Source organism: Planomonospora parontospora (assembly GCA_014647935.1).
Classification (GTDB): Bacteria; Actinomycetota; Actinomycetes; order Streptosporangiales; family Streptosporangiaceae; genus Planomonospora; species Planomonospora parontospora.
Genome location: BMQD01000016.1, coordinates 170,191 through 193,275 on the forward strand (window position 1 = coordinate 170,191; position 23,085 = coordinate 193,275).

The 23,085-nt window shown below is 73.6% G+C and carries 18 protein-coding genes; 17 read left to right on the forward strand and 1 reads right to left on the reverse strand.

Going from position 1 to position 23,085, the window contains the following annotated elements:
* Window positions 1–75 precede the first annotated feature (75 nt).
* The 10 genes from recD2 to IEZ07_RS24405 all read left to right on the forward strand — a co-directional run bounded on the left by recD2 (window position 76) and on the right by IEZ07_RS24405 (window position 13,702).
* On the forward strand, window positions 76–2,208 hold the full coding sequence (gene recD2 / locus IEZ07_RS24360) for an SF1B family DNA helicase RecD2 (protein ID WP_239320372.1): 2,133 nt from the start codon (window positions 76–78) through the stop codon (window positions 2,206–2,208).
* A 324-nt stretch (window positions 2,209–2,532) separates the two neighbouring features.
* Entirely contained in the window at window positions 2,533–4,914 is a 2,382-nt protein-coding gene (locus IEZ07_RS24365; protein ID WP_191896858.1) for a bifunctional diguanylate cyclase/phosphodiesterase, read from the forward strand.
* Between the two features lie 303 nt (window positions 4,915–5,217).
* Window positions 5,218–6,228: a coiled-coil domain-containing protein gene (locus IEZ07_RS24370; protein ID WP_191896859.1), complete on the forward strand. Its 1,011-nt coding sequence runs from the start codon at window positions 5,218–5,220 to the stop codon at window positions 6,226–6,228.
* Window positions 6,229–6,308: 80 nt separating this feature from the next.
* The gene (gene cutA, locus IEZ07_RS24375; RefSeq protein ID WP_307729037.1) at window positions 6,309–6,623 is read left to right on the forward strand and encodes a divalent-cation tolerance protein CutA; all 315 of its coding nucleotides are present in this window, start codon (window positions 6,309–6,311) and stop codon (window positions 6,621–6,623) included.
* Between the two features lie 91 nt (window positions 6,624–6,714).
* Window positions 6,715–7,410, forward strand: coding sequence for a sulfotransferase family protein (locus IEZ07_RS24380; protein ID WP_239320374.1), 696 nt, complete (start codon window positions 6,715–6,717; stop codon window positions 7,408–7,410).
* 389 nt (window positions 7,411–7,799) lie between these two features.
* Window positions 7,800–10,460: a glycoside hydrolase family 3 protein gene (locus tag IEZ07_RS24385; protein ID WP_191896861.1), complete on the forward strand. Its 2,661-nt coding sequence runs from the start codon at window positions 7,800–7,802 to the stop codon at window positions 10,458–10,460.
* A 179-nt stretch (window positions 10,461–10,639) separates the two neighbouring features.
* Entirely contained in the window at window positions 10,640–11,632 is a 993-nt protein-coding gene (locus IEZ07_RS24390; protein ID WP_191896862.1) for a Ca2+-dependent phosphoinositide-specific phospholipase C, read from the forward strand.
* Between the two features lie 262 nt (window positions 11,633–11,894).
* Window positions 11,895–12,137 (forward strand): hypothetical protein, encoded by a 243-nt coding sequence (locus IEZ07_RS24395; protein WP_191896863.1) that lies wholly within the window; start codon window positions 11,895–11,897, stop codon window positions 12,135–12,137.
* Window positions 12,138–12,327: 190 nt separating this feature from the next.
* Window positions 12,328–13,212: an IclR family transcriptional regulator gene (locus IEZ07_RS24400; RefSeq protein ID WP_204054524.1), complete on the forward strand. Its 885-nt coding sequence runs from the start codon at window positions 12,328–12,330 to the stop codon at window positions 13,210–13,212.
* A 325-nt stretch (window positions 13,213–13,537) separates the two neighbouring features.
* Window positions 13,538–13,702, forward strand: coding sequence for a hypothetical protein (locus tag IEZ07_RS24405; RefSeq protein WP_191896864.1), 165 nt, complete (start codon window positions 13,538–13,540; stop codon window positions 13,700–13,702).
* 242 nt (window positions 13,703–13,944) lie between these two features.
* Here IEZ07_RS24405 and IEZ07_RS24410 read toward each other — a convergent pair whose 3' ends face one another.
* Entirely contained in the window at window positions 13,945–14,553 is a 609-nt protein-coding gene (locus IEZ07_RS24410) for a flavin reductase family protein (RefSeq protein ID WP_204054525.1), read from the reverse strand.
* 250 nt (window positions 14,554–14,803) lie between these two features.
* Here IEZ07_RS24410 and IEZ07_RS24415 point away from each other — a divergent pair, with 250 nt between their 5' ends.
* From IEZ07_RS24415 to IEZ07_RS24445, 7 genes are all read left to right on the forward strand, one after another.
* Window positions 14,804–15,838, forward strand: coding sequence for an alpha/beta fold hydrolase (locus IEZ07_RS24415; RefSeq protein WP_239320376.1), 1,035 nt, complete (start codon window positions 14,804–14,806; stop codon window positions 15,836–15,838).
* Between the two features lie 55 nt (window positions 15,839–15,893).
* Window positions 15,894–17,609, forward strand: coding sequence for an FAD-binding protein (locus IEZ07_RS24420; protein ID WP_191896865.1), 1,716 nt, complete (start codon window positions 15,894–15,896; stop codon window positions 17,607–17,609).
* Between the two features lie 117 nt (window positions 17,610–17,726).
* A complete protein-coding gene (locus IEZ07_RS24425) occupies window positions 17,727–18,920 on the forward strand; it encodes a ferredoxin--NADP reductase (RefSeq protein ID WP_191896866.1) in 1,194 nt (397 codons plus the stop codon).
* A gap of 168 nt (window positions 18,921–19,088) precedes the next feature.
* Window positions 19,089–19,874, forward strand: coding sequence for a 2-keto-4-pentenoate hydratase (locus IEZ07_RS24430; RefSeq protein ID WP_191896867.1), 786 nt, complete (start codon window positions 19,089–19,091; stop codon window positions 19,872–19,874).
* A gap of 12 nt (window positions 19,875–19,886) precedes the next feature.
* Window positions 19,887–20,837 carry an acetaldehyde dehydrogenase (acetylating) gene (locus IEZ07_RS24435; protein WP_191896868.1) on the forward strand — a complete coding sequence of 317 codons (951 nt, stop codon included), beginning with the start codon at window positions 19,887–19,889 and terminating at the stop codon, window positions 20,835–20,837.
* A gap of 19 nt (window positions 20,838–20,856) precedes the next feature.
* Window positions 20,857–21,876 carry a 4-hydroxy-2-oxovalerate aldolase gene (gene dmpG, locus IEZ07_RS24440; protein ID WP_191896869.1) on the forward strand — a complete coding sequence of 340 codons (1,020 nt, stop codon included), beginning with the start codon at window positions 20,857–20,859 and terminating at the stop codon, window positions 21,874–21,876.
* Window positions 21,877–21,884: 8 nt separating this feature from the next.
* Entirely contained in the window at window positions 21,885–23,069 is a 1,185-nt protein-coding gene (locus IEZ07_RS24445) for an acyl-CoA dehydrogenase family protein (protein ID WP_191896870.1), read from the forward strand.
* The last annotated feature ends 16 nt before the right edge of the window (window positions 23,070–23,085 follow it).

Sequence of the window (23,085 nt, forward strand, 5' to 3'; positions counted from 1 at the left end):
GCTCGCCGGGCGCGGCGGACGCCGTACAGGCCCCGCCTGGAGGTTTCTGTCGGTCGTATCCGGTTGGATCCTGCTGTGGACGTTTCCGTCGAGCACCTGGTGTACGTCCGCGAGGACGGCCACACCGTCGCGCGGATGAGCGCCGAAGGCGTGCCGGACTTCATCGCCTCCGGCCGGGCCCTGGCCGGGATCCAGCCCGGCGAGGCGCTCCGGCTCGCCGGCTCCTGGGGCGAGCACCCGCGCCACGGCAGGCACTTCGCGGTGGACGGATGCGAGCGGGTGGCCCCGGCCACCGTCCGGGCGATCCGGGTCTACCTCGGCTCGGGCCTGATCCGCGGCATCGGCCCGAGGCTCGCCCACGCCATCGTCAGCCACTTCGGAGAGGCGACGCTGGAGGTCATCGACACCGAGCCGGAGCGGCTCAGGGAGGTCGTCAACATCGGACCCGCCCGGCAGGCGCAGATCGCCCGGGCGTGGGAGGAGCAGAAGGAGATCGCCGCACTGATGGCGGTCCTGCAGGGGTTCGGGGTCAGCCCGATGCTCGCGGCGAAGATCTACCAGGTGTACGGCGCGGACTCCGGCGAGGTCCTCGCCTCCGACCCGTACCGCCTCATCGGCCAGGTCCGGGGGATCGCGTTCGGCACGGCCGACCGGATCGCGCTGAGGTCCGGCGTCCCGGAGGACAGCCCGGAGCGGATCGGCGCGGCGGTCCTGGACACGCTGGAGACCGCGGGCGCCCGCGACGGGCACTGCTACCTGCCGCTGAACGTCCTGGTCGGCAGGGCCGCCGAACTGGTCGACCAGGACCGGGAGCCGGTCCGCCGGGCGGTCGACGCCCTGCGGGCCGAGCGCCGGGTGGTCGTCGAGGCGTCTCCCGACGACCCCGACCAGACCGTGGTCTACGCCAAGCACGTGCACGGCCGCGAGATGGGCCTGGCGGCCCATCTGGCCAGGCTCTGCCGGGCTCCCTCGGCGCTGCCCGTCCGCACGTGGCCGGAGGACCCGGGGCTCCACGAGGACCAGCGGGCGGCCGTGGCCATGGCCCTGACCAGCACCGTGTCCGTCCTCACCGGCGGCCCCGGATGCGGCAAGAGCCACACGGTGAAGGCCGTCGCCGCCGCGGTGCGGGCGGCCGGCGGCACGGTGACCCTGACCGCCCCGACGGGCAGGGCCGCCAAGCGGCTGTCGGAGCTGACCGGGCTGCCCGCCATGACCGTGCACCGCATGCTGGCCCGCCGGCCGGATCCGGAGCCCGGCACGCTGTTCACCGAGACGCCCTCCCAGGCCGACCTGGTCGTGGTCGACGAGGCCTCCATGCTGGACCTGCACCTGGCCACCCGCCTGGCCGCGGCCGTCCCCTCGGGCAGCCACCTGCTGATCGTCGGCGACGGCGACCAGCTGCCGAGCATCGCGCCCGGCAACGTGCTGGCCGACCTGCTGCGCGTCGAGGCCGTCCCGCGGACCCGGCTGACGCACGTCTTCCGCCAGGCGGAGGAGAGCGGGATCATCCAGGTCGCCCACCGCATCCGGGCCGGCCGGGTGCCCGACCTCCCCGGCCGGAGGGGTTTCTGGTTCGAGGAGGTCGACGATCCCGGCCGGGTCGCCGAGCGGGTGGTCCACCTGGCGACGGTGGCGATCCCGCGCAAGCAGAACGTGGGCCCCGACCAGGTCCAGGTCCTGTGCCCGATGCGCAGGGGCGCGACCGGGACCGCCGAGATCGGCCGGATGATCCAGGAGCGGCTCAACCCCGCCGGGGAGGGGAAGGAGGAGCACTGGTCGGGCGCCTCGGTCTTCCGGACCGGCGACCGGGTCATGTCCGTCCGCAACAACTACGACAAGGGCGTCTTCAACGGGACCACCGGGACGGTGACCGGGATCGTCCGGCAGGACAGGCTCCTGGAGGTCCGCACGGACGAGGGGGAGAGCGTGCAGTACGGCTTCGGCGAGCTCGACGAGCTGACCCACGCGTACGCCGTCAGCGTGCACCGCTCCCAGGGCAGCGAATACCCCTTCGTGGTCGCGCCGATCGTCGCCGAGGCCGGCGGCGTCATGCTGCGCCGCAGGCTGCTCTACACCCTGGTCACCCGGGCCCGGTCGTGGGTGGTCCTCGTCGGCCAGCGCGAGGCCCTGGAGACGGCGGTCAACCGGCTCGGGCACCGCCGGAACACCGGGCTCGCCCGCAGGCTCGCGCTGAGCCTGCGGGACTGAGCCTGCGGGACTGGGTCCGCGGGACTGGGCTCGCTGGGTCTGCCGGGCTGGGCCCGGGGGCGGTTCCGGGGGAGGGCCACCGGGGAGACGGCCCCGGGAGGACGGGACGCCGGCAGGGCCCTGTCTTTACCCGATCGTCACCTTCTTCCGGTCAGCTCCGGTGACCGCGCACCGATAGGGGCGTATCCGACCTCACAGGAGGAGAACCGGCAGGCCCGCGCCGCCCGCAGGCCCGCACCCGCCCCGTAACCGCTGCCGACCTCCCTCCCCGCCGCGCCGTCCGGGCGCGCGGGAGGGAGCACCCGGCAGGCCACCAGAGAGATCATGATGCAGAGCCTCTTCGCGGCAGCCCGTACGGGCTCCCGCCTTGCCGGCCACCCGCGCGCCTGGCTGGTCTTCCTCGTGCTGGGAGGCCTGGCGGCCGTGGCCGTCCCGTTCGCGGCGGGTGCGTCACCGGTCGTGGAGACGCTGTCCTGGGTGCTGCTGCCGGGAGCCTCCGCGCTGGCCGTCCTGACCGGGATGCGCCGGAACGGGCTGACCGGCTCGCGGCCGTGGCGGCTGATAGGCGCCGGTCTCCTGATCACGCTGCTGGTGAGCGCCCTCGGCTGGGGCGTCGGCTGGGTCTGGCTGAGGAGCCCTCTCCTGCTGGGCGTGTACCAGGTCGGCACGCTCGCCGCCTACGGCCTGGCGCTGGTCGCCCTGGTCATGCTGAGCCTGCGGGCCTCCGGCCCGCGCTGGGCGGCGCTGCTGGACGCCGGCACCATCACCGTCGGCGTGGCCATGCCGCTCTGGACGCTGCTCATCGGCCCGGTCGCCGACCGGGCCGTGCACATCGACACCGACCTGGTCTTCGCGCTGGCGCTGCCGGTCGTCGACCTGTTCATCCTCGGGCTCGTGATCCGCCTGGCCCTGGACAGCGGCCGCGTGCCCGGGCTGAGCCTGCTGGGCGCGTCCTACGCCGCCATGTTCTTCTCCGACGTCGTCTATCTGCTGAACCAGACCTCGAACGAGGTGTACGGCGCCGTCTCCACGGCCTGCTGGCTGGGCTGGGCGGTCCTGACCGGCGCGGCCATGCTGCACCCCAGCATGGCCGCCGCGAACCGGACGCAGGAGCCCGCCCCCTTCACCCGGGCGCGGCTGGCCGCGGTCCTGGCACTGGCACTGGCGCTGACGCTGGTCAGTCCGCTGGTCTCCGTCGTGGTCCCGATGGTCGCGGGCGCCGGCCCGGCCGCGGGCGCCCACGGCGGCAGCTCGGTCACGCTGCTGACCGTGCTGCTGGCCGTGCTGCTGGTGCTGCGGCTGAGCACCGTCGTGTGCGTGAGCGTGGCCCAGGCGGCGGACCTGCGCGTCGCCCTGCACCGGCAGGACGTCCTGCAGCGCAGCCTGTCCCACCGCGCCTCGCACGACCCGCTGACCGGGCTGGGCAACCGCACCCTGCTGGGCGAGGCTCTGCACACCGTCATCACCTCGCACGCCGCCGCCCCCGACGCCCCCCACCCGGCGCTGCTCCTGCTGGACCTGGACGCCTTCAAGGACGTCAACGACACCTACGGCCACCCGGTGGGCGACGAGGTGCTCACCGTGGTCGCCCAGCGGCTCCGCGAACTGGTCGCCGGCGAGCGCATCCTGGCCCGGCTCGGCGGCGACGAGTTCGCCATCCTGCTGCCGCGCGCCGAGACCGGCGAGGCCATGGCCGTGGCCCAGCGGATGCTGGAGACCGTGCGGGCCCCCTACCTGCTCGACGGCCGCGAGCTGTACCTGACCACCAGCATCGGCGTTCTCACCGGCACCGCCATCGCCACCGCGTCCGACGCCCTGCGCGACGCCGACCTGGCCCTGTACGCGGCCAAGGCCGCGGGCAAGAACCAGATCACCGTCTTCGACGGCGAGCTGCGCGCCCGGCGCCTGCACCACGCGGAGATCGCCGTCGGGCTGCGCCAGGCGCTGGCCCGGGAGGAGTTCACCCTGGCCTACCAGCCCGTCGTGGACCTGACCTCCGGCACGATCTACGCGGTGGAGGCCCTGCTGCGCTGGACCCCGGCCGGCGGCCGGCCCATCCCGCCGGACGTGTTCATCCCCGTCGCCGAGGACACCGGGCTGATCGTCGAGATCGGCCGCTGGGTCCTGAACCAGGCCTGCGCCGACGCCAAGCGGTGGCACGAGCGGTACGGCATCGCCGTGACGGTCAACGTCTCCGGGCGGCAGCTGCGCGAGCGCGCGTTCCGGGACACGGTGCTGGACGTCCTGGCCCGCTACGCGCTGCCGGAGAACGCGCTGACCCTGGAGGTCACCGAGAGCATGCTGCTGGCCACCACCGCCGCCGAGACCCGCCGCATCGTCGAGCTCCTCGCCGAGCTGCGCACCCATGGGGTGCGCATCGCCCTCGACGACTTCGGCACCGGCTACTCCTCGCTGGCCTACCTGCGCACCCTCCCGGTGGACATCCTCAAGATCGACCGCTCGTTCACCGCCCCGCTCACCGACACCGACCCCCACCAGGCCCGCGCCTTCACCAAGGCCATCGTGGAGCTCTCGGCCAGCCTGGGCCTGTCCACCGTCGTTGAGGGCGTCGAATCCCGCGAGCAGGCCGCGGTCCTGCAGCAGATGGGCTGCCCGCTGGCCCAGGGCTACCTGTTCTCCCAGCCCGCCCCCGCCCGTGCGATCGACGACATGCTCCAGGTGGCCCCCTCGAAGACCGCGGCCTGACGCCCCGGCTCGCGCCCGGGCCCGCGCCCCGGTCCCGCCCCCCGCGCCGCGGCGCCGTCCTCCGGTGCGCGGTCCGGGGAGGCGGGGCAGCCGGCGGTCGTCGCCGTGCGCCCGGCGCGATCGGGCGCACGGCTTCCGGACGTGCGGCCGGGCCGCGCCGTATCGGAACGTGCCAGGAGAACGGGTTTTCGGTCCGGCAGGCCAGGTGGATGAATCATCCCCTAATATCGTCCATCGGACGAAGAGCGCCCCAACTCGGCATCCCGGCAGCCGGCGCCTCACATCTTCGGCGAGAGGGGAAGCGTGGCGGCGGCACTCCGCGGGGAGCGGTACCGCGATGCGCTCCGGGCCCTGCTCGCCTCGCTCGTCGCGGTGGCCCTGTGCCTGGGCGCGACCTCGGCGGGCCACGCCGCGCCCAAGCCGGGCGCCAAGCAGCTCCGCAAGGAACTGGCCCAGCTGCAGAAGCGGTCGGAGACCCTGATCGCCGAGTACTACGAGGGACGCGTCCAGCTGCAGAAGGTCGAGCGGGTGGAGAAGGTGGCCCGCGGCAACCTGGAGCGCGCGCAGCGGAACTTCGACCTGGCCGCGCAGGAGATCCGCCTGCTGGCCGCCGAGCGGTACCGCACCGGTGGCCTGACGTCGGTGGCGGCACTGGTGGGCGAGGCCGACGCCACCGCCCTGCTGGACCGTCTGGCCCTCACCCGGCAGGTCGTCGCCGACCAGGACGCCAGGCTGCGGAGTTTCACCGAGGTGCGCGACGCCCACCTGCGGGCCCGCGAGTCGGCGCGGGAGCGCGCCGCCGAGCTCCGCGACGCGCTCGAGGAGCTCGACGACGACAAGAAGCGGGCAGAGGAGCTGATCGAGCAGATCAAGGACAAGATCGACCTGCTCTATCCGACCCCCGGCATCCGCCGGGCCGACGGCACCTGGGTGCCCCAGCTGCCGTCCGGGCCGGACCACATCACCCCCCGGATGCGGCTGGTCCGGCAGCTGATCGCGCAGCGCTTCGGCTCCCGGTTCGGGATCGGCTGCTACCGGGTCGACGGGGGCATCGCCGGGGGCGGGGAGCATCCGCTGGGGCGGGCCTGCGACTTCATGCTCAGCAGCGGGGGCGCCATGCCGACGGCGGCCGAGACCCGGCGGGGCAACGAGATCTCCGCTTGGGCGGTCGAGAACGCCCGGAGGCTCGGCATCATGTACGTCATCTTCCGCCAGCGCATCTGGCACGTGCGCACCGGCACCTGGCGGACTATGTCGGACCGGGGCGGCGTCACCGCCAACCACTACGACCACCCGCACATCTCGGTCTACTGAAATAAGGTGGGACCCGGCCGGCGGACCACCTCCCGGATCGGACATCTCGTATGCCTCACGACGCCTCGGACTGTCTCGAAGTGCGGGTCACCACCGCCGACCGCGCGGAGGCGGAGCGGATCCGCGCCGCGGCGGTGGGGGAGCGGCTCGCCGCCGACGCGCAGCTGCTCGGTCCGATCGAGTCCGTCTACCGGTGGGCGGGGGAGGTCCAGCGCGCCGAGGAGTGGCTGCTGCTGATGAAGACCACGGCGGAGCGCTTCGAGGAGCTCGCCCGGCGGGTCAGGGAGCTGCACTCCTACGAGGTCCCGCAGATCGTCGCGGTGGTCCTGGCGGCCGGCACCCCCGACTACCTCGACTGGATCAGGCGCGAGACCTCCCGATCCCCGGCCGGGTGACCGGGGCCGGGCGGGGAGCGGGCCGCCCCTTGCCGGGTTCCGCCGCCGATGGGAGATTGCTCGTACAGTCGTAAAGCGGTATCCGATCGGAATGGTGGGGTTCATGCGGGTGATCGGTGCGGGATTCGGCCGTACGGGCACGCTCTCACTCAAGACCGCCCTGGAGCGGCTGGGCTTCGGGCCGTGCCACCACATGACCGAGGTGTTCGAGCGGCCGGGGCAGGCCCGCCGGTGGCTCGCCCTGGCCGAAGGGCGGCCGGTGGACTGGGACGACCTGCTGGGAGGCTACGAGTCCTGTGTGGACTGGCCGTCCGCCGCCTACTGGCGCGAGCTGGCCGCCCACTACCCCGAGGCCAAGGTCGTTCTGACGGTGCGCGATCCCGAGCGCTGGCTGGCGAGCATGGAGGCCACCATCCTCCGGCAGCACGAGCGCGGGACCACGCTCGCCGGCCGGGCCCTCCTCGGGATCTCGTCCCTGCTGGGCACGGACTTCGCCGCGTTCATCCGGATGACCGACCTGACCGTCGGGCAGCGGGTCTTCGACGGCCGTACGGACGACCGCGAGCACGTCCTCAAGAGGTTCCGCGCCCACATCGACGAGGTCGTGGCGGCGATCCCGCCCGAGCGGCTGCTCCGTTTCGAGGTCCGCGAGGGCTGGGAGCCGCTGTGCGGGTTCCTGGGAGTGCCGGTGCCCGACGAGCCGTTCCCGAGGGTGAACGACAAGGCCGACTTCGAGCGGCACGCCAGGGGGAGCATGCTCCCCATGCTCCTGCGGCGCGGCGGGTAGGCCCGTACGGCGGACCGGCACGGACGGGCCGGTGCGCCCGTTCTCCCGTCTCCGTGTTCCCTCAGGCCTTCCGCCAGCACCAGCGGAGGAGCTCCCGGCCGGTCAGGTCCGAGGTCAGGGCGGGGCGTCGGGGAGTCATGACGGCAGCATGGCAGGCGCCTCCGACAATGTCCCCGCCAGGCGGCGGGCACCGTCCGGACCCGGGCGGCGGAGCGTGCTGGGAACGGTTCCCGGGATCAACCCGTCTCGACGGAGAACACGCCTCTATTTTCAGAGAGCGCTCTCAGGAAACTATTGACGGGACCGGTGTCACGGCGTCAGGATCTGCGCAGTGCGGATCACGGGGGAGCCGCCACGCCCTTCCGCAGCGCCTCGAGAACGGACCCTCGATGACCACACCTTCCGCCCGACCGGGCGCCAGGAGGAGCAGGCTCGCCGTACTGGCGGGCCTCGCGGTCCTGGCCTCCGGAGTCACCGGGATGCCGAGCGCGGGCGCCGAGTCCGCGGGCGGCCGACAGCCGGTGATCGGAAAGCCCTCTCTCGACCTCCGCGGCTGCGCCCGCATCGAGAAGAGCCTGCCAGCCCTCTCCGACTGGCCCAGGATCGACAGCCGGATCAAGCGGAACCCGCTGGACGAGAGGCGGATCGCGAAGATCGTCTCCGGCATGACCCTGGCCGAGAAGGTCGGCCAGATGACCCAGCCGGAGATCGCGGCGATCACCCCGGAGGAGGTCGGGCAGTACGCCATCGGCTCGGTGCTCAACGGCGGCGGCTCCTGGCCCGGCCGCGACAAGCACGCCGCGCCGAAGGCCTGGCTCGACCTCGCCGACGCCTACTGGGACGCCTCGGTGGCCACCCGGACGAAGATCCCCGTCATCTGGGGCATCGACGCCGTGCACGGCAACAACAACGTCTACGGTGCGACGATCTTCCCCCACAACGTCGGCCTGGGCGCCGCGCAGGACCCGTGCCTCATCCGGGACATCGGCGCGGCGACGGCCAGGCAGATCCGCGCCACCGGCCAGGACTGGGCCTTCGCCCCCACGCTCGCCGTTGTCCGCGACGACCGGTGGGGCCGCACCTACGAGGGCTTCTCCGAGGACCCCCGGATCGTCCGCGCCTACGGCTACGAGGCCGTCAAGGGCCTGCAGGGCGGCCACCCGCTCCGCATCGGCTCCAGCGGCGTCATCGCCACCGCCAAGCACTTCATCGGCGACGGCGGCACCGTCAAGGGCGTCGACCAGGGGATCAACCCCTCGTCCGAGGCCGAGATGATCAACATGCACGGCCAGGGCTACTACGGCGCGCTCGCGGCCGGCTCCCAGACCGTGATGGTCTCGTTCAACAGCTGGACGAACGAGGAGCTCGGCATCAGCGAGGGCAAGCTGCACGGCAGCAAGCGCGCGCTGAGCGACATCCTCAAGGGGAAGATGGGCTTCGACGGCGTCGTCGTCTCCGACTGGAACGGCATCGGCCAGGTCGCCGGGTGCACCAACGCCAGCTGCCCCCAGGCGATCAACGCGGGCATCGACGTAGTCATGGTCCCCAACGACTGGAAGGCGTTCATCGCCAACACGATCGCCCAGGTCGAGAGCGGCGAGATCCCGATGGCCCGCATCGACGACGCGGTCACCCGCATCCTGCGGGTGAAGCTGCGCGCCGGCGTGCTCGACGGCCGCAAGCCCTCCAAGCGCGCCCACGCCGGCTCGGCCGGCGCGCTGGAGGACCGGCGGCTGGCCCGGGAGGCCGTGCGCAAGTCGCAGGTCCTGCTGAAGAACAACGGCAAGGTGCTCCCGCTGGCCAGGAACTCCAAGGTCCTCGTGGTCGGCAAGAGCGCCGACAGCCTGCAGAACCAGACCGGCGGCTGGAGCCTCACCTGGCAGGGCACCGGCAACACCAACGCCGACTTCCCGAACGGCACCACGATCCTCGGCGGCCTGAAGGAGGCGCTGGGCGAGGCGAACGTCACGTTCAGCGAGACGGCCGACGGCGTGGACCCCGCGGCGTTCGACGCGGTCATCGCGGTGATCGGCGAGACGCCGTACGCCGAGGGCGTCGGCGACCTCGCGCGACGCTCGCTGGAGGCGGCCAAGATCTACCCCGGTGACCTGGCCGTGCTCGACAAGGTCAAGGGCAAGGGCGCCCCGGTGGTCACCGTCTACGTCACCGGCCGCCCGCTCTGGGTCAACAAGGAGCTCAACCGCTCCGACGCCTTCGTCGTCGCGTGGCTGCCGGGCACCGAGGGCGGCGGCGTCGCCGACCTGCTGGTCCGGGGCCGCCACCACCAGGGCTACACCGGCAGGCTGCCGTACTCCTGGCCGAAGACGGCCTGCCAGACGCCGCTCAACGCCGGTGACGAGGGGTACGACCCGCTCTTCCCGCTCGGGTACGGCCTGCGCTCCGGCCAGGCGAGCTCCATCGGCACCCTCGACGAGACCGCGCCGGAGTTCGGCTGCGGCTCCACGGGCGGCGGCGGTGAGGCGAGCGAGGACCTGGAGATCTTCAACCGGACCGACGTCGCGCCGTACAAGAGCTTCATCGGCTCGGCGGAGAACTGGGGCGGCACCGAGATCGGCCCCGACGGCCAGGCGGCGCACGCCGAGATCAACGTCGTGCAGTCCGACGTCAACGTGCAGCAGGACGGCCTGAAGGCGACCTGGACCGGGACCGGCCCCGCGCAGATCTACCTGCAGAACCCGGCGGGCGGCACCGACCTGCGCGGCTACCTCAACTCCGACGCCGCGCTGGTCTTCGACACGGTCGTGCACCAGGCGCCGGCCGCCAGGACCGTCATCAGCACCCACTGCGTCTACCCGTGCCTGGCGGAGGTCGTGGCGACCTCCCTCTTCGCGGGGCTGCCCGCGGGGACGAAGTCGACGGTCAAGATCCCCGTCTCCTGCTTCGCGGCGGGGGGTCTCGACCTGGAGAACGTCAACACGCCCTTCCTCGTCTACACCGAAGGCGCCTTCTCCGCGTCGTTCGCCAACGTCCGCTGGGTGCCGAAGGCGGCCGCGGATCCGGACGCGAGGAAATGCTCGGACCTGAGCTGACCGGTCCGGAGGTCCTGACCTGAGCCATGCCGGGCCCGGAAGCCCGGGCCCGGCATGGCGCGGACTCCCCGTCGAGTCGCGGGAACGGGTCTTGCGGAGCGCGCGGATCCTGGTCAAGATCGGCCTGACACGTCCGACGGCGCCGCGGGGACCGCCTTCCGACCCTCCCGGAGGCATCCGTGCGTTTCCCCTCCCGCATCGCCGTCACCGCCGCCCTGACCGCCTCGATGGTCGCCGCCGTCTGCGGCGGTCCCGCCCGCGCGGCCGAGCCCGCCCTGACGGACCTGACCTTCGGCGGGGTGCACAACGCCTACGAGAGGGCGGCCTATCCCTATCTGATCGACGCGCTCGACGCCGGGAACCGGATGATCGAGATCGATCTGTGGACCTTCTTCGGCCAGTGGACCGTCAGCCACTCCAACCCCTTCTGGAGCGACAACAACTGCGAGCGGGGCGCGACGGCCGGCCAACTGCGCGACTCGGCGCGCAACCAGCAGTTCACGCACTGCCTGGACAACATCAGAGCCTGGCACGAGGCGAACCCGGGGCACGAGCTCCTGGTCGTCAAGCTGGAGATGAAGGACGGGTTCCACGACAACCGGGGCCGGGGGCCCGACGAGCTCGACGCCGTCCTGCGGGAGCGCTTCGGCGACGCGATGCTCACCCCGGCCGACCTGATGGGCGGCCACGCCACCCCGGACGACGCCGCGCGCGCCGGGGCCTGGCCCGCCGACCACCGCGGCAGGATCCTGGTCTACGTGATCCGGGGCACCGCGGAGAACGACAGCCTGCCCACCGAGCTGGAGTACGCCCGGCACCTGCGGGACCATCCCGCCGACGCCCAGGTCTTCCCGGTCCCCAGGGGAGGGTACGGCGCCACCGACCCGCGCCAGGGGTACGAGGAGTCCCTGCGGCCCTGGTTCGTCGTCTTCGACGGGAGCGCCGCGTCCTTCGCCGGGCTGCCCGCCGAGCGGCGGGCGTTCTACGGCGACTACTTCACCGCGGTCACCTCCGCCCACGAGGTCGCGCCCGCGCTGGACCCGGTGAGCCCGCCCGCGGACCAGGCACTGGCCAGGACCCGGACGCTGGGCTGCCTGGGGGCGACCGTCGTGTCCAGCGACTGGCGCGACGTCCCCGGCTGGCAGGGTCCGCACACCCGCACCGGGTGCTGACGGGGGGTCTACCACCGCGGCGGGGCCGCGGGCGACAGGCGGGGCCGCCGTACGGGATCCCGCGGTGCGCCCCCTTGGAGAAGTGCCGGCCGTCCGGGAGAGGGCGGTCATCGGCCGCACGGCGGCGGAACTGAGGACTTCCCGACGGCGGCAACCGTTCCGCACCCCACGCGCACTCCGGCCGCCACTCCCGGCGGGCCTACTGGAGGAAGAGGGCCGGACGGCCCGCACTTCTCCAAGGGGCACACAGGGGATCACCGCCATGACCTTCATCGCCACTCTCGCCATCGTCCTCCGCGTCCTGGGCAACACCCTCGTCCTGCCGCTGGCCGCCTGGGCGATCCTGACCGCGTGCGGCCCGGTGCACGCGAGTGCGGAGGTCTGCGACGCGGCCGACACGCTGAGCCGGGCGGAGCGGACGGCCGGGATGACCGCGGACGACCTGCTCCAGGTCGCGGAGAAGCAGCTCACCGACAAGCCCCGGACCGGCAAGCCCCGCCGGTGAGGGCCACGGGCCCCGCGCGGCGGCGGCCGGGCGGCGGCCCGTTCACTGCGGCCCGCGGCCCGCTCGCCGCGTCCTGCGCACCGGAGCGCGTACGTGGGGAGATCCGGCCGGTCCCGGATCTTCCACGCCCGGTGTCCCGTTGCTACATTCCGAGATGAGAATTCATTTCAGTTTTGGACCGGAGGGCTCGATGACCGCTCTCACCCCCGAGCCGGAGCCGACGGCGCCCGCCCGGCGCGACCTGCCGCCGTCGATGGTCGAGCGGATGACCCTGATCATGGACGCGTTCACCGGCCGCTCCACCCGGCTGACCCTGGAGGACGTGGCCCGCCGTACGCACCTGCCGCGCTCGACGGCGCACCGGATCCTCGACCAGCTGGTCCGCCTCGGCTGGATCGAGCACACCTCCTCCGGCTACGGCCTGGGGCCGCGCGCACTCGGGCTCGGTGGCGGCGACGGCCACGGCGAGGTCCGGGAGGCGGCCGCGCCGCTCCTGCACGACCTGCAGCTCAGAACCGGTCTCGTGGTGCACCTGGCGGTCCTCGACGGGGCGGAGGTCTTCTACCTCGACAAGGTGGGCGGGCGGTTCGCCGCCTCGGTCCCCTCCCGGGTCGGCGGCCGGGCCCCGGCCCACTCGACCGCGCTGGGCAAGGCGATGCTCGCCTGGCTCGAGCCCGAGGAGGTCGACGTCCGGATCGGCGCCATCGGCCGGCTGACCGGCCGCACCATCGGCGAGATCGGCATCCTGCACCAGGAGCTGAACCGGGTACGGCAGCGCCGGGGGCTGGCCTTCGAACGGGGGGAGTGCTTCCCCGACATCGCCTGCACGGCGGCGGCGATCCGCGGCCCCGAGGGGCCGGTGGCGGCGATCTCCCTGGTGGGGGACGCGCGGACCCCGCTGGAGAAGGTCGCCCCGCTGGTGGCCTGCGCCGCGCGGCAGGTCTCGGAGGCGCTCTTCCCGGCTGCGGAGGCTCCTCGGCGGGCCCGGCTGATGGCGGTGGTCCCGGACCGGACGTGGTCCGCGGAGACCGTGAACCGGCTCCTGGCCACCGGTCAGGAGGGCGACTGGTTCTGACGCCGCCGCGGGCGGAGAGACGACGGGGAGCCGGTCGAAGCGGCCGGTCCTCTCCTGTGGCGGGGGGCGTGTGCTCCCGCCATGCCGCCGGTGAAGAGTCCCGCCGGCCGGCATCCCCTGACCGGCTCCCACGGGCCGGCGGCGCGGAGCCGGGAAGGCCGTTTCCGACGGGCCCGCGCCGGGCCGGGCCCCACCTGCCCCGTGATCGTTGGTAATGCCTCGATGTGACGAACCGAAAATGAAGATCAACCCAGGCGGACGGGGAGGCTCGCGGGGCAGGGCGGGGTGAGACCCGAAGGGAGAAGCCATGCAGGAACGGAGACCGGTGACCTTGCTGGGCGGACCGCTGGACGGACTGACGTTCTTGTCGGCCGGGACCGAGAAGGCCGGCACCGCGTGCGTGATCCTCTTCAAGGATCAGCAGGTTCTGTACGAGCCCTTTCCCGATGAGGAATCGGGCGTCTGGCTCTACGGCGGAGTCATCGCCTGACCCGGTGCCCGGCGGGCGCCCGGTCGGCGTGTGGGTCCTCGTGGCCGTCCACGGGTGCTCGCAACGGCGCCCGGTAGCGGGCCGCCTCGGTGCGGTGCCGGCGGGATGTGAGCTCGGTGAGGATGCCGAAGGGCCGGGACCGGGCGTCCGGACAGGCCAGGTCGTAGGTTCCGCGGCGGGCGAAGGCGGCCAGGAACGTCTCGCCGACGAGGTCCTCGACCTGCTCCGGGCCCGGTTCGTCCTCAGCCCCAGCGGTCTCCCCACCCCCACAGGACCGGCGCGCCCGCCGCCTCCGCGGTCCGCGCCTGCGGCTCCCGGGCGTCGACGCCGAACCGCCCCCGGAAGAAGATCAGCGGTCGCTGCCCGGTGCCCGCCTCGACCTCCAGGACCCTGCCGATCACCACGTCGTGGTCACCGGCGGCGTGCACGTCGGACACCTCGGCGTGCACCCGCAGCAGCACACCGCGCAGGGCCGGGGTGCCCCACCGGGACAGGTCCCAGTCGAGCCCGTCGTACTTCCTGCCCGTTCCGGAGCCGAACCGGCCGCACAGATCGACCTGGTCCTCGCCCAGCACGTTCACGCAGAACCGCCCGGAGTCGCGGATCCTCGGCCAGGTGCGGCCGCCGTGGCCGGCGCAGAACAGCACGAGCGGCGGTTCGAGCGAGACCGAGGCGAACGCCTGGCAGGCGAAGCCCACCGCCTCGCCGCCGTCGACCCCGGTGACCACCGTGACCCCGGTGGCGAACGCTCCCATCGCGCGCCGCATCTCCAGCGGGGTGGGCGGGGTGGTGGCGGTCGTGCCGACCGGGTCGCCGGCGTCTGCCGTGCGCGTCACGGGCTCGGCTGTCATGGCTCACCTCATGTCTCCCGGTACGGCGGGCGACCGTACCGGAAGAACGTAGGCCGCGCGGCGCCGTACCCGCGCGGGGCGGTCCCGTTGAGCGGAAGGCTCGGGGATCCCGGCCGGTGCGACGCCGGACCCCCGGGTACGGAGGCGGTCCCGCTGGCCGGGACCGCCGCCGCGACCGGACGGCGGCCCCGGTTACGTTCCTGCGAGGCCGACACCCCCGCCGGCCGCTTCCCGGTGACCGAGGCGGATGATGAGCACGGAGCCGAGCCACGAGCCGAGCCACGAACCGAGTCACGAGCCGAGCCGCGAGCCGAGCCGCGAGCCGAGCCGCGAGCCGAGCCACGAGCGGAGCCGCGAGCCGAGTCACGGGTCGGGTTACGAGGCGGGCCGCGAGCCGAGTCACGAGTCGGGCCGTGAGCCGGGCCGCGAACCGAGTCACGAGTCGACGCTGCGTGAACTCGTGACCGACGAGGGAGTACTGCGCTACCACGAGGCCGGTGACGGCCCGCCCCTGCTGCTGCTGCACGGATCAGGTCCCGGCGTCACCGGCTGGCGGAACTACCGCGGCAATCTGGCCGCCCTCGCCGAGCGCTTCCGCTGCCTGGTGCTGGAGTTCCCCGGCTTCGGCGTCAGCGAGCCCACCGGCGGCCACCCCATGGCCGCCGCTCCCGGCGCGGCGCTCCGCCTCCTCGACGGCCTCGGGATCGAGCAGGCCGACGTGATCGGCAACTCCATGGGCGGGATCGTGGGCGCCCAGGTGGCGATCTCCGACCCCGCCCGGGTGCGCCGCCTGGTCACCATCGGAGGACTGGGCGTGAACCTGTTCAGTCCAGGCCCCGGCGAGGGCATCAGGCTGCTCACGGAGTTCGTCGAACACCCCACCCGCGAGGCGCTCGTGCGCTGGCTGCACTCCATGGTCTACGACCCGGCCCTGGTCACCGAGGAGATGGTCGAGGAGCGCTGGGCGCAGGCCACCGACCCGGACACGCTCGCCGCCTCCCGCCGGATGTACGGCAGGGCGGCGCTCGCCGCCCGTGCCGCCGCCGCGCGATCGGGCGCCCCGCCGTACTGGGCGATGCTGCACCGGATCAAGGCTCCGACGCTGATCACCTGGGGCCGCGATGACCGGGTCAGTCCCCTCGACATGGCGTTGGTGCCGATGCGGGTGATCCCCGGTGCCGAGCTGCACGTCTTCCCGGACTGCGGGCACTGGGTGATGATCGAGCAGCGGGCGGCCTGGGAGAGCGCCGTACTGGCCTTCCTGACCCGCAAGGAGGGCGTGTGAGCGAGCGAGCCAGAGATGCAGCGGCGTCGCGCACGCGGCCGACGGAGGAGGGCACGTGAGTGAGCGGAGCGGGCAGAGCGTGAGCGAGCAGGAGTGGGACGCCGAGTTCGACCTCGTCGTCGTCGGCAGCGGGGGCGGCGGGATGACGGCCGCGCTCACCGCCGCAGCCGAGGGCCTGGAGCCCCTGATCGTCGAGAAGGGCTCGCGATACGGCGGCAGCACCGCCATCTCCGGCGGCGGCATCTGGATCCCCGGCAACCCCGTGCTGCGCGCCAGGGGGCAGCACGACAGCCGCGAGGCGGTCCGCCGCTACCTCGACCTGCTCACCGCCGGGCGGGTGCCCGCCGCGCGGCTCGACGCCTACGTCGACCACGGCCCGGCCGCGATGGAGCTGCTCTGCCGGAGCAGGTGGATGCGCTTCTCCTGGACAAAGGGGTACGCCGACTACCATCCCGAGCTGGAGGGGGGCCGCGCGCTGGGCCGGTCCGTCGAGGCGCTGCCGTTCGACACCCGCAGGCTGGGGCCCGACGAGAGGCACCAGCGCCCCAACAGCCTGAAGGGCCCGCTGGGCCTGTGGATCACCGCGAAGGACTACCACGACCTGGCGATGGCCAGGCGCACCTGGCGCGGGCGGCGCGCCACGCTCGTGGCCGCCTGGCGGGTCGCCTCCAACCTGGTCCGCCGCCGCCACATGGCGACCGGCGGGCGCGCGCTCGTCGCGCGGCTGCGCATGGCGCTCAAGGACGCCGGGGTCCCGCTCTGGCTGAAGACGTCCATGACCGACCTCGTCGTCGACGGACACGGCGCCGTCACCGGCGTCGTCGTCGAGCGCGAGGGCCGCACCCTGCGGCTGCGCGGCCGGTACGGCGTGCTGCTGGCCACCGGCGGCTTCGACCACAACCCCGCACTGCGTGCGAAGTACCTGCCGGAGGGCGGCCGGGCCGACTTCAGCATGGGCGCCAGGGAGAACACCGGCGACGGCATCCTGGCGGGGGAGCGGGCCGGCGCCGCGCTCGACCTGATGGACGACGCCTGGTGGATGCCGGCGGTCCGGCACCCCGCGGGCGCGGCCATCCCGCTGGTCTCCGAACGCTGCATCCCGCGGTCGATCATCGTCGCGGCGGACGGGCGGAGGTTCGCCAACGAGTCCGCGCCGTACGTGAACTTCGTCCACGACCAGCTCTCGGGCGGCCACGTCCCGGCGTGGTTCGTGATGGACGCCAAGGCCCGCGCCCGCTACCCGTTCGCGCAGATCCTGCCCGGCGCGCCGATCCCGCAGGCGTTCTACGACGCGGGCGTGGTGCACCGGGCCGGCACGGTCGCCGAGCTGGCCAAGCGGATCGGCGTGCCCCCGGACGCCCTGACCGAGACCGTCGAGCGCTTCAACGGCTTCGCCCGCGCCGGCCGGGACGCCGACTTCGGGCGGGGGGAGAGCGCCCACGACCGCTACTACGGCGACCCCACGCTGAAGAACCCGAACCTCGACGTGATCGACCGCCCGCCGTACTACGCGGTCCGCATCGAGGCCGGAGACCTCGGCACCAAGGGCGGACTGGTCTGCGACGAGCACAGCCGGGTGCTGCGCGCGGACGGGTCGGTGATCGAGGGCCTGTACGCCACCGGCAACGTCTCGGCCTCGGTGATGGGCAACGAGTACGCCGGTCCCGGCGCCACGATCGGACCCTCGATCGTCTTCGGGTACATCGCGGCCGGGCACGTCGCGGGGCGGGCCCGCGCCGGCGGGGACCCCGGCCGGTCCGGGCCGGCCTGACGGCCCGTGCGGGCCCGGACCGGCCGGAGGGCGGAGGCGGTGAACCCGGAGGCGGTGGCCCGGAAGTGGTGAGCCCGGAGACGGCGGGCCGGATCCCGAGACCCGAGGAGGACGACCATGGCGCAGCCCGGACCGCTCAGGGTGCGTGTCGTCGAGGTCATCCGCGAGACCGCGGACGCGCACTCGCTGGTGCTCGAACCCGCCGACGGCGACCGCGGCCGGTTCGGCTACCGGCCCGGGCAGTTCCTCACGATCCGGATCCCCACCGGCCGCGAGGGCGGTACAGCGCGCTGCTACTCGCTCTGCAGTTCCCCGGCCTGCGACGAGAAGCTCAAGGTGACCGTCAAGCGGGTCCCCGGCGGTCACGGGTCGAACTGGATCTGCGACCACGTCACCGAGGGCGACGTCCTGGAGGTGCTGCGGCCCTCCGGCGCCTTCACCCCCCGCACGCTCGACGGCGACCTCCTGCTGCTGGCGGCCGGGAGCGGCATCACACCGGTCATGTCGATCCTCAAGTCCTGCCTGCACGCCGGGACCGGGTCGGCCGTCCTCGTCTACGCCAACCGGGACGAGAACTCGGTGATCTTCCGGGAGGAACTGGCCGCCCTGGCCCGGGAGCACGCCGGCCGGCTGGCCGTACTGCACTGGCTGGAGTCGGTGCAGGGCCTGCCCACCGCGGCGGGGCTGGCGGCGGTGGCCGGGCCGTACGCCGGGCGGGAGGCGTTCGTCTGCGGTCCCGGGCCGTTCATGGACCTCGCGGTCGAGGCCCTCACCGGCCTCGGCGTGCCGCCCGAGCGGGTGCGCACCGAACGCTTCACCTCGCTCACCGCCGACCCGTTCACCGCCCGGCCCGCGCCCGGCGCCCCCGCACCAGGTGCCCCCGCGCCCGCTGCCCCCGCACTCGGTGTTCCTGCGTCCGCTGCCCCCGTGTCCGACGCCCTCGTGTCCGGCCTCACCGAGGCCTCCTCCCCGGTCGCCGTGCCCGCTCCCGGATCCGCCGGCCCCGCCGGACCGGCCCGTACGGCGGAGGCCGCGGAGGTCGAGGTCGAGGTCGAACTGGACGGCCGGACGCGGACCGTGGCCTGGCCCCGCGGCGCGCGCCTGCTCGACGTGCTCCTCGACGCGGGGCTGGACGCGCCGTACTCCTGCCGCGAGGGGTCCTGCAGCGCGTGCGCCTGCGTGCTCGTCGAGGGAGAGGTCGAGATGGAGCGCAACCAGGTCCTCGACGACCGCGACCTGGCCGACGGACTCATCCTCGCCTGCCAGGCGGTCCCGGTCAGCGAACGCCTCAAGGTCACCTACGACGCCTGACCGGCCGGACCGCCCCGGTGCCCTCCCACTGAGCGGGAGGGGACCGCCGCGGGCGGCGCGCCGCTGGGACCTTTGATCCGGACGGGAGGGACCGGGACGGGAACGCCCCGGCCGGCCCGGGCGCCGCCGGTCCGGGTGCGGCGCGAACCCCGACGCCAGGAGGCTGCGATGCTGGATCCGGCGGAACGCGCGTCCGCGGCCGCCCTGCTGCGGGCGGCCCAGCGGGACCGGGCGCCGATCGAGCCGCTGACCTCCGCCTTCCCCGGCATCGACGTCGTCGACGCCTACGAGATCCAGCTGCTCAACATCCGCCGCAGGCTCGCCGGCGGGGCCCGGGTGCGCGGGCACAAGGTGGGCCTGTCGTCCGAGGTCATGCAGCGGATGATGGGCGTCGGCGAACCCGACTACGGCCACCTGCTCGACGACATGGTGCTCGCCGAGGACGTCCCGATCCCGGCGGGGGCGTACTGCCACCCGCGCGTCGAGGTCGAGATCGGCTACGTGCTCGGCGCGAGCCTGCCCGGCGAGGGCTGCACCGAGGCCGACGTGCTCGCCGCCACCGAGTACATCGTGCCGAGCATCGAGCTGATCGACAGCCGCATCAGGGACTGGCGGATCGGCCTGGCCGACACGGTCGCCGACAACGCCTCCTCGGCGGGCGTCGTCCTGGGCGCCGCCCGGGTCCGCCCCGGCGAGCTGGACCCGGCCGGGATCGAGGCCGTGCTGTACCGCGGGGGCGCCGAGGTCGCGCGCGGCGACACCTCGGCGGTCCTGGGGAACCCCACCACCGCCGTGGCCTGGCTGGCCGGGAAGGTCGCCTCCTTCGGGGTGAAGCTCGAAGCCGGGCACCTGATCCTGCCCGGCTCCTGCGCCCGGGCCGTGGACGTGCACCCCGGCGACGCCTTCCGCGCCGAGTTCGCCGGGCTCGGCTCCGTGACCGCCCGATTCGAATGAGGGGACGAGACCTTGAGCAAGGCGACCGCCGCGATCGTCGGATCGGGGAACATCGGGACCGACCTGATGTACAAGCTGCTCCGCTCCGAGTCGATCGAACCCCGCTGGATGGTCGGGATCGACCCCGGGAGCCCGGGCCTGAAGCGGGCCGCCGCCGAAGGGCTGGACGCCTCCGCCGAGGGCGTCGACCGGCTGCTCTCCCGGCGGGAGCGGCCCGACCTCGTCTTCGAGGCCACCTCCGCCCGCGTGCACCGGGAGAACGCCCCCCGCTACGAGGCGCTCGGCATCCGGGCCGTGGACCTGACCCCCGCCGCGCTCGGGCCCGCGGTCGTGCCCGCGGTCAACCTCGGCGCCCACCTGGACGCGCCCAACGTCAGCCTGGTCACCTGCGGGGGACAGGCCACCATCCCGATCGTGCACGCCGTCTCCCGGGTGACCGAGGTGGCCTACGCCGAGATCGTCGCCAGCGTCGCCTCCCCGTCGGCCGGCCCGGGAACGCGGGCGAACATCGACGAGTTCACGATCGCCACCCGCCACGGCATCGAGCGGATCGGGGGCGCCGCGCGCGGCAAGGCGATCATCATCCTCAACCCCGCCGAGCCGCCGATGATCATGAGGGACACGGTGTTCTGCGCGATCCCGGCCGACGCCGACCGCGAGGCGATCACCGCCTCGATCAAGGAGGTCACCGCCGAGGTGGCGTCCTACGTGCCCGGCTACCGGCTGCGCGCCGCGCCCCAGTTCGACGATCCCGCGCCGGTGGGCGGCGGGTCCCCGCCCCAGTTCGACGGGCCCGCGCCGGTGGGCGGCGGGCTCGCCCGCGTCGCGGTCTTCCTGGAGGTGGAGGGCGCGGGCGACTACCTCCCGCCGTACTCCGGCAACCTCGACATCATGACCGCCGCCGCCACCCGGGTCGGCGAGGGCTTCGCGCGGCGCGTCCTCGCCCGGCGGGCCACCGCCTGAATCCCAAGGAGATCCGCCCATGCCCTACAGCGCCGACCTCGACGTCCGGGTCACCGACTCGTCGCTGCGCGACGGCTCGCACGCCAAGCAGCACCGGTTCACCGTCGGGGACGTCCGCGCCGTCGTCGGCGCCCTCGACGCCGCCGGGGTGCCGGTCATCGAGGTCTCCCACGGCGACGGCCTCGGCGGCTCGTCGTTCAACTACGGGTTCAGCCTCACCCCCGAGCAGGAGCTGATCAGGGCCGCGGTGGAGACCGCGGAACGGGCGAGGATCGCCTTCCTGATGCTGCCCGGCCTCGGCGTCCTGGACGACATCCGGGAGGCCGCCGGGAACGGCGCCGCCGTCTGCCGGATCGCCACCCACTGCACGGAGGCCGACATCTCCGTCCAGCACTTCGGCCTGGCCCGGGACCTGGGCCTGGAGACCGTCGGCTTCCTGATGATGGCGCACAGCCGCCCGCCGGAGGTCCTCGCGAAGCAGGCGAGGATCATGGCCGACGCCGGCTGCCAGTGCGTGTACGTCGTCGACTCCGCCGGCGCGCTGATCCTGGAGCAGACCGGCGACCGGGTCGCCGCCCTGGTGGCCGAGCTCGGCTCCGACGCCCAGGTCGGCTTCCACGGCCACGAGAACCTCGGGCTCGGCGTCGCCAACTCCGTCATCGCCGTCCGGTCCGGAGCCGTCCAAATCGACGGCTCGACGCGCCGCTTCGGCGCGGGAGCGGGCAACACCCCCGTCGAGGCGTTCGCCGCCGTCGCCGAGAAGCTGGGCATCCGGACCGGCATCGACGTCCCGAAGATCATCGACGCAGCGGAGGACGTCGTCCGCCCGGTCATGGACGGCGAGTGCCTGCTCGACCGGCTCTCGCTCACCATGGGCTACGCCGGCGTCTACTCCAGCTTCCTCAAGCACGCCGACCGGCAGGCCGCCAGGTACGGGGTCTCCGGCACCGAGATCCTCCTGGAGGCGGGGCGCCGCAACCTCGTCGGCGGCCAGGAGGACCAGCTCATCGAGATCGCCGTCGCCCTCGCGGAGAAGTGAGGACCGCAATGACCAACCACGTGCTCGACGCCATCACGGAGCGCGCCGAGGAGATCTCCGCGCTCGGCGTCGCCGGCGAGGCCCTCGGCAGGCTGGACGACCAGGCCGCCAAGGCGCTGCGGGACGCCGGCGTGATCCGCATGCTCCAGCCCGCCGCGCACGGCGGCTTGGAGTCCCACCCCAGGGAGTTCGCCGAGACGGTGATGGGCGTCGCCGCGCTCGACGGCTCGACCGGCTGGGTCGCGGGCATCGTCGGGGTGCACCCGTGGGAGATGGCCTTCGCCGACCCCCGGGTGCAGGAGGAGGTCTGGGGGGAGGACCGGGACACCTGGATCGCCTCGCCGTACGCGCCGATGGGCGTCGCCCGGCCGGTCGACGGCGGCTACGTCCTCAACGGCCGCTGGCAGTTCTCCTCCGGCACCGACCACTGCGACTGGATCTTCCTGGGCGGCCTGCTCGGCGACGCCGAGGGCAGGCCGGTCCAGCCGCCCGTCTCGCTCCACCTGATCCTGCCGCGCGCGGACTACGAGATCGTGCCGGACTCCTGGGACGTGGTCGGCCTGCGCGGCACCGGGAGCAAGGACGTCGTCGTCTCCGGCGCGTTCGTCCCGGACTACCGGGTCATCCCGTTCTCCAAGGTCATCGACGGGAGCGCGCCCAGGGAGGCCGGGTTGACCAGCCCGACCTACCACGTCCCGTTCTCCTGCGCGTTCCCGCTCGGCATCACCGCCGCCGTCGTCGGCATCGCCGAGGGCGCGCTCGCCTGCCACCTCGCCTACCAGCGGGGCCGGGTGCAGATCACCGGCACGAAGGTCCGGGACGACCCGTACGTGCTCTACGCGATCAGCGAGGCGGCCGGGGAGATCGCGGCCTCCCGGTGCGCGCTGCTCGACAACGTGTCGCGGATGTACGACGCCGTCGCCGCCGGGCGGGAGGTCTCCTTCGCCGAGCGCGCGGCCGGCCGGCGGATCCAGGTCCAGGCGGCCTGGCGCGCCGTACGCGCGGTCGACGAGATCATGGCCCGCTCCGGAGGCAACGCGATGCGCGCGGACAACCCCGTCCAGCGCTTCTGGCGCGACGCGCACATGGGCCTGGCCCACGCCATCCACGTACCCGGCGCGGTCTTCCACGCCGCCGCCCTGACCGACCTGGGCATCGAGCCCCCGCCGGGCCCGCTGCGCTCGATGATCTAGTACCCCCGACGGACGA